Raw genomic sequence first — 6,972 nt, forward strand, 5'->3', positions numbered from 1 at the left:
GTCCACCCCCTGTTCCGTGTCCACCCCCGCAGCCTCATATCTCCACGGGGGGGGTCTGGCTGTGCCCCCACCCGGGGGTACACCCCCCCACGCGGTCCTCGTGGGTGACAGACTCCCCGGAGTCCGACGGATCGCCCCCAGGATCTCCGGGACGCGGATGTGGTTCAGCCCGTGACGAGACGGTCCCCGGCGATGCCCGCCTTGTCGGGACGGTAGAAGTCCCGGATGCCGTCCGCCCACACGACGACCGGGACCCGGTCGCCCTCCACCGGGCCGAAGGCGTCGAACAACGCCTCGATGTGGTCCGGTTGGAACCCGATGGCGATCATCAGCACGAGGAAGTCGGGCCGTTCGACCAGCCCGTCGCCGTCCGGGTCGCCGAGCGCCGACAAGGCGACCGCGAACGCGTCGACGACCGCGTCGAACCGCTGCGGATCGAGGACGACCGCGGTGAACTCCTCAGGGCTGATCCGCCCGTCGCCGTCCGCGTCCAACTCCGACGTCAGCGTGGCACCGTACCCGCGGAAGGCGTCGGACAGCGCCTGCCCCGCTTCCGCGCTGCCGGCCGGCAGCGCCTCGACCGTGCGGCTGGCCATCAGTTCGAAGTCGGTCGGCTCCAGGTAGCCGTTGCCATCGGCGTCGAAGAGCGAGAACACGAGCTGCACGCGAGCGACGGCCTCGGTGGTGGGCATGGTGGAACACCTCTGCTTCCGGGTGCGGGGTGAGGGAGACCGGGGACGGGTCCCGGCGGTCGGCTCCACTATCCGGCGGCGCTCCGGCCCGGTCGGTGGAAATCCGTCCGGTGCACACGAACGGGGGCAATGCCCCGGTGCGACGCATGGCGCGGCCAACGACGGGAAACGCGAGGGCGGTTGAACGCGCCCCGGCCGAGAGCGACACCGACGAAGCGGGGCACTCCCACCTGGCCGAAACCGCGCCTCTCGATACGTCGTGTGATGGATTGACCCCGTAGCGCCCCCGTGGTTGCATGCTTGCGGTCCTCTGGTGGACCGAGCAACGACCGCGCCCTGCCTGGGGGATTGCATGAGGCGACACGCGAAGTCGAGCACCACCAGACGGGTGCGGGTCGCCCTGAGTACGGCGGTCGCCGTCTGCGCGGCCACGGCGGTGCTGCCCGCAGCCGCTTCGGCTCAGCCGGCGGGCCACCGCACGACCGGTGTCGAGCGCATCAGCGTCGCGGCAGACGGCACCCAGGGGGACGCCCACTCCGCCGGCGCCTCGATCACGCCGGACGGTCACCGCATCGTCTTCTCGTCATCGGCGACGAACCTGACGCCCGAGGGCACGACCGGGGGCGACCGGGCGTACGTCCGCGACCAGCGCACGGGGCAGACCCAGCGGATCGGACCCTACAGTCCGCTCCAGCCCCCGGTGATCAGCGGCAACGGGGGGTACGTCGCCTACCCGTTGCAGTGGGTGAACAACGTGCGGATCCGCCAGTACCAGGTGAGCACGGGGTACACGGCTTCCGCCAACTGCTCGTCCCACAGCTGCAACCAGCCGTCGTTGAGCGCCGACGGCAGCTCCCTCGCCCTCGTCGTCCTGTTCCGGCAACCGTCGTCCGGCCAGCGCATCGAGGTCCACGACGGGGACGGCACGACGAGGACCGTCGCCGGCTTCGCCCACACCCACGAGTCCCGACCGTCCCTCAGCGGCGACGGCCGGTACGTCGCCTACCAGGACGGCGGGGCGGGGGACGTCTTCGTGTGGGACCGGGCCGGCGGCACCACCGGCCCGGTCGAGGGCCCGTCCACGGCGGCGGCGCTCGTCCAGCTCAGCGACGACGGCAGCAAGGTCGTCTACGTCTCGGGCTCCGACACCTACGTCCACGACGTGTCCTCGGGCACCGTCCACCTCGTCCCGAACGCCCGGGGCGTGGCCATCGACCCCACCGGCCAGCATCTGCTGTACGCCCCGCTCGGCACGAGCGGGGCGGCGCTCAAGCTGCGCGACCTGCGGACGGGCACCGACCAGGTCGTCTCGAACCAGCCCGCCACGGCCGGTTCCGACGCGGTCAGCGCCGGTGGACGCGCTGTGGTCTTCCACTCCGCGGCCGACGACCTCGTGCCCGGCGACACCAACGGGAAGTCGGACGTCTTCGTCCGTCGCTTCCCCTGACCGCCGGGAACCGGGGCGACGGCTACTTCTTGCGGGCGAGGGTGAGCCCGTCGGCGATGTGGATCATGGTGGCTTCGACGCGGTCGTCGGTCCGGACGCGTTCGTTGAGCTGCCGGACGGCCCGGGTGGTCCCAGCGGTGTCGTCGGGGTCGATGACGCGCCCGTGGTAGAGGACGTTGTCGACCAGGATCACGCCGCCGGGCCGGACGCGGGGCACCGCCTCTTCCCAGTAGGCGGTGTAGTTCTCGTAGTCGGCGTCGATGAAGACCAGGTCGTAGGTCGGCTGGGGGGAAAGCGACTTGAGGGTGTCCAGGGCCGGGCCGATACGGAGTTCGATGCGGTCCTGGACACCGGCGGCCTGCCAGTGGCGGCGGGCGATCCGGGTCCATTCCTCGCTGATGTCCAGACAGGTCAGACGGCCGCCTTCACCGAGTCCGCGGGCGATGGCCAAGGCGGAGTACCCGGTGAAGGTGCCGATCTCCAGTGCGGTGCGGGCTCCGGTCAGCTTGGTCAGGAGGGTCAGGAAGGCGCCTTCGTCGGGAGAGATCTGCAAGCGGGCCTCGTGTCCGAGGGTGGCGGTCTCGGCGATCAGCCGGGACTGCACGGGGTCGGGCGGGGTCCCGTTGGCGCACAGGTAGTCGAACAGCTCATCGGACAAAGGAGTGGGCGTTCGAGTCATGGTCAACGATTCTATGAGCGGCCCGAGTTGGGACGCGGGCGGAGAGCCGTGGCGAATTCGCCGTCCCGCTGCGGGGTCCGCGTCCGCGCTCCTATCCTGGCTCGCAGGGGTGGAGACGACCGGGGGGGCATGCCTCATGAGGGCAGCAGACAGGAGTGCGTCGGTGCTGAAGTCGGGAGTCAAGCGGCTCTTGGGACGTACGGGATTCGACATCGTGCGCAGCACCAACAAGCTGGGGGGCGTGGACGACTTCCTTCCGTTCGAGGCCACGATGCGGGCCGCGCGGGCAGCCGGCCGGTCGGTCGGTGACCACATCGACGAGGTCATGAACGGGACGCCGGGCGCCACCCAGTCCACCATCGACGAGTTGCGCGACCTCGGCGTCTTCGCTGCCGCCCCGCACACGGTGCTGGAGATCGGCCCCGGCTCCGGACGGTACCTGGAGAAGACGCTGAAGGAGTGTTCACCGGACCGCTACGAGATCTACGAGACGGCAGCGCCCTGGGCCGACTACCTGGTGGAGACGTTCCAGGTGGTGGCCCGGCCGACCGCGGGAAGCAGCCTCGCCCCGACCCCCGACGGCAGCATCGACCTCGTCCAGGCCCACAAGGTCTTCAACACTGTGACCTTCCTCTGCGCCTCCCGCTACTTCTTCGAGATGGCACGGGTCACGCGCCCCGGCGGTCGGATCGTCTTCGACGTCATGACGGAGACCTGCTTGGACCCGACCGCGGTACGCACCTGGGCGACGGAGGGCGGCGCGGGTCACGGGTCGTACCCGGCCGCGATACCGCGTCGGGTGTGCGTGGACCTCTTCGCGACCCTGGGGTGCACCTTGGAGGCCAGCTTCGTGGCGCCGCTGGGCGTCGCCTCCACGGAGGTGCTCGTCTTCGGAAAGGGAACCTGATCCTCAGGCCCTCCGGTGGGCGGGCGACCGACCGGCCGACGCCGGGGGTGCTGCCCCCGGCACTGTGCGGGTGGCTCGGGCCGATCGCGGCGCTCGCCGCCCTGGTGGTCGTCGTGCTCGGGGTCCGGTACTCCGGCCGCAGCCGGCCCGGCACGGTGGACGCATGGATCCAGTCGGCGGTGGACGGGGTGGGACCGCCCTGGCGACGGGTCGCCCTCGCCGTCGACTACCTGGCGGAGCCGGCCGGAGCGGCAGCGCTGGTCGTGGCCGCCGTGACGGGCTGTCTGCTGGGGCGACGACTTCGGGCAGCGGTGCTCGTGGTGGTCGGCACCGGTCTGACCGTGGGGACGACGACGCTGCTCAAACCCCTGGTGGGACGCACCATCCACGACGGGCACCTGTCCTACCCGAGCGGGCACACGGCCTTCCTCACCGCGTTCGCCCTCGTGGTGGCGCTGCTCGCGGCCGGCCGCCTCGGCCTCGGCAGGGCGGCCGGCACGATGCTGGTGATCACCTCGGCGCTGCTCGCCGGCGCCGCCATGGGCTGGGCGCAGGTCGCCCTGGGCGCGCACTACCCGACCGACACCCTCGGCGGCTGGTGCACGGCGCTGGCGGTGGTGCCGGCGACCGCGTGGCTGGTCGACCGGTCGGCCGACGCCGGTCGGCCGGAGCGATACTGACGGTACGTCATGCCCGGGGCCGGAAGACGGGTTTCACCGGGCGCCCGGCCAGCCAGGGGGTGGGGTCAGCGGCGTCCAGCGCCTCCCGGTACACCGCGCACGCCTGGGCCACCGCGTCGACGGTGTGGTCGATGTCGGCCTCGTCGAGCGCGCTGCTCACCACGAACGACGGGGCGAGCACCCCGCCCACGAGGAGTTGACGCAGGAACAGGGTGCGGTACTCCTGCGAGGGCTGCCGGTGCTCGTCGAGGGTGGCGAAGACCAGGTTGCTGGCCCGGCCGCGGACGAGGACGTGGTCGCCGACGCCCATGCTGGCCGCGGCGTCGCGGACCCCGGCGGCCAACCGCTCGCCGAGGGCGTGCAGCCGGGCGGTGACGCCCTCCTCGACGTAGGTGGTGAGCACCGCCGTCGCGGCGGCCAGTGAGTGCGTTTCCGCGCCGTGCGTGGTGGACAGCAGGAACACCCGTTCGCGGGGGTCGCGCAGCCCGCCGCGCTCCATGAGGTCGCGGCGCCCGGCCAGCGCGGAGACCGCGAACCCGTTGCCGAGCGCCTTGCCGAAGGTGGAGAGGTCGGGGACGACCCCGTACAGGCCCTGCGCGCCCGCCTCGGACCAGCGCAGGCCGGTGATCATCTCGTCGAAGACCAGGACGCAGCCGTGCCGGTCGGCGAGTGCGCGCAGGCCGGCGAGGTACCCGGGGGGCGGCTCGGTGTGGGTGGCGGGTTCGAGGATCAGGCAGGCGACCTCGTCCGGGTACCGGGTGAGCAGTTCCTCCGTGGCGGCCAGGTCGCCGTAGGGGAACGCCACGGTGAGTTCGGTGGTCGCCGCCGGGACACCGGCGGACATCGGTGTGGTGCCGATGAACCAGTCGTCGACGGAGAGGAACGGGTGGTCGCCGCAGATGGCGACCCGGGGGCGCCCGGTGACGGCGCGGGCGAGGCGCACCGCGGCGGTGGTGACGTCGGAGCCGTTCTTGGCGAACTTCACCATTTCGGCGGTCGGCACGGTGGCCAGGAAGCGTTCCGCGGCGTCGACCTCCACGATGGAGGGCCGGACGAAGTTGCTGCCGCGGTCGAGTTGCCGTCGCACCGCCTCGATGACGCGCGGGTGGGCGTGGCCGAGGCTGACCGACCGCAGTCCGGAGCCGTACTCGACGTAGCGGTTGCCGTCGACGTCCCACACATGGGCACCGCGGCCGTGGCTGATGACCGGGGCCAGGTCCTCGGGGTACTGGTCGTCGCCCTTGGCGTAGGTGTGCGCGCCCCCGGGGATCAAGGCGTGCAGTCGCTCGTTCGCCCGTTGCGACCGGGGCAGGAGGAAGTTCTCGGTGTCCACGTCGGCTTCACTTCTCCCCGTGCTTCAGTGCCTCGGCGAGGCTGGGTGCCTTCCGGTCCCGCTCGGACATCGATGTGGCCGGCAGGGGCCAGGGAATGGCGAGTTCGGGGTCGTCGAAGGCGATCGTCACGTCCTCGGCCGGATCGTGCGGGCGGTCGATGCGGTAGGAGACGTCGGCGGTTTCCGTCAGGGCCTGGAAGCCGTGTGCGCACCCCGCCGGGACGTACAGGGTCTGCTGCGTCTCGCCGGACAGGGTGAAGAAGGCCCGGTTGCGGTAGGTCGGGGAGTCCGCCCGCAGGTCCACGACGACGTCGAAGACCTCCCCGTACGAGCAGCGCACCAGTTTGGCCTCACCGGCTCCGGAGCGCAGGTGCAGTCCGCGCAGCACCCCGCGGACCGAGCGGGACACGCTGTCCTGGACGAAGGAGTCCGGGTCGAGGCCCACCGAGCGGGCCACGTCGGCGTCGAACGTGCGGCAGAAGAAGCCGCGTTCGTCGGCGTACGACGTGGACGCGAACAGGTACGCGCCGGCGATCGCCGGGATTCCGGTCGCCTTCATGGAGTCTCCCGCAGGGCGTGGGTGTGGGTGGGGTCGGGCACCGGGAACAGGGCCGCGGTCAGGGCGGTGAACTGGTGTTCAAGGAGTCGGGTGGCGACGAGGTTCCGCTCGGTGAGGGTCCGCCGTAGCTCCGCCGCGTTCTGTTCCAGCGTCCGGAACTGGGCGAGCAGCCGGTCGGCGTCGACTTCGCGGGCCGGGTGGCAGTACGCGTCCAGGCCCATCCGGGCCATCAGCGCCTCGCTCTTGGCCGCGTAGCTGAGGGCGAGGGTCGGCGTGCCGACCTTCAGGGCGCACACCAGGTTGTGGTAGCGGGTGGCCACCACGGCGTCGGCGGCTGCCGTCTCCTGCATCAGGTCGGCGAGCGAGGTCGCCCCGGCGGCGGTGACCAGGGGTGAGTCCACCGCGTCGCGGATCGCGGCGACCACGGGTTCGTCGATCCCGTCGCCGGTGAGCAGGCGGACCGGCCGCCCGTCCTCGACCAGTGCGCGGACGAAGCGGATCGTCCCGTCGAGGTAGCGCCGGTGGATCTCCTCGGCGCGGGCGCGGTCGTCGTTGCCGCCGTGGAAGGCCATGACGCCGACGCAGACCGGCCGCGGCCCGGCGGCGTGCGGGGGGTGGGGCGGGGGGGGGGGAGGGATGGGCCGCGCCAGGGGCAGCGAGGACACCCCCGGCCGC

The 6,972-nt window shown here is 72.0% G+C and carries 8 protein-coding genes; 3 read left to right on the plus strand and 5 right to left on the minus strand.

Annotated features, from left to right (window positions below):
- Positions 1 to 164: 164 nt before the first annotated feature.
- Positions 165 to 692 (minus strand): EF-hand domain-containing protein, encoded by a 528-nt coding sequence (locus tag ACFWIA_RS23110; protein WP_387008015.1) that lies wholly within the window; start codon positions 690 to 692, stop codon positions 165 to 167.
- A 352-nt stretch (positions 693 to 1,044) separates the two neighbouring features.
- On the opposite strand from ACFWIA_RS23110, the gene ACFWIA_RS23115 reads away from it, so the two are divergent.
- Complete coding sequence (locus ACFWIA_RS23115) at positions 1,045 to 2,139, plus strand: TolB family protein (RefSeq protein WP_387008017.1); 1,095 nt, start codon at positions 1,045 to 1,047, stop codon at positions 2,137 to 2,139.
- Positions 2,140 to 2,161: 22 nt separating this feature from the next.
- Here ACFWIA_RS23115 and ACFWIA_RS23120 read toward each other — a convergent pair whose 3' ends face one another.
- Entirely contained in the window at positions 2,162 to 2,818 is a 657-nt protein-coding gene (locus ACFWIA_RS23120; protein ID WP_387008019.1) for an O-methyltransferase, read from the minus strand.
- A gap of 136 nt (positions 2,819 to 2,954) precedes the next feature.
- Here ACFWIA_RS23120 and ACFWIA_RS23125 point away from each other — a divergent pair, with 136 nt between their 5' ends.
- Entirely contained in the window at positions 2,955 to 3,725 is a 771-nt protein-coding gene (locus tag ACFWIA_RS23125) for a methyltransferase domain-containing protein (protein ID WP_387008021.1), read from the plus strand.
- 47 nt (positions 3,726 to 3,772) lie between these two features.
- Positions 3,773 to 4,405: a phosphatase PAP2 family protein gene (locus tag ACFWIA_RS23130; protein ID WP_387008023.1), complete on the plus strand. Its 633-nt coding sequence runs from the start codon at positions 3,773 to 3,775 to the stop codon at positions 4,403 to 4,405.
- Between the two features lie 7 nt (positions 4,406 to 4,412).
- Here ACFWIA_RS23130 and ACFWIA_RS23135 read toward each other — a convergent pair whose 3' ends face one another.
- The 3 genes from ACFWIA_RS23135 to ACFWIA_RS23145 form a co-directional block, all read right to left on the minus strand.
- Entirely contained in the window at positions 4,413 to 5,738 is a 1,326-nt protein-coding gene (locus tag ACFWIA_RS23135) for a glutamate-1-semialdehyde 2,1-aminomutase (RefSeq protein ID WP_387008025.1), read from the minus strand.
- A 7-nt stretch (positions 5,739 to 5,745) separates the two neighbouring features.
- The gene (rfbC, locus tag ACFWIA_RS23140) at positions 5,746 to 6,297 is read right to left on the minus strand and encodes a dTDP-4-dehydrorhamnose 3,5-epimerase (RefSeq protein WP_387008027.1); all 552 of its coding nucleotides are present in this window, start codon (positions 6,295 to 6,297) and stop codon (positions 5,746 to 5,748) included.
- On the minus strand, positions 6,294 to 6,972 hold a 679-nt coding region (locus ACFWIA_RS23145; RefSeq protein ID WP_387008029.1), incomplete at its 5' end, for a polysaccharide pyruvyl transferase family protein. The genes ACFWIA_RS23145 and rfbC, both read right to left, overlap by 4 nt.

This window comes from Streptomyces sp. NPDC127068 (assembly GCF_042724695.1).
GTDB lineage: Bacteria > Actinomycetota > Actinomycetes > Streptomycetales > Streptomycetaceae > Streptomyces.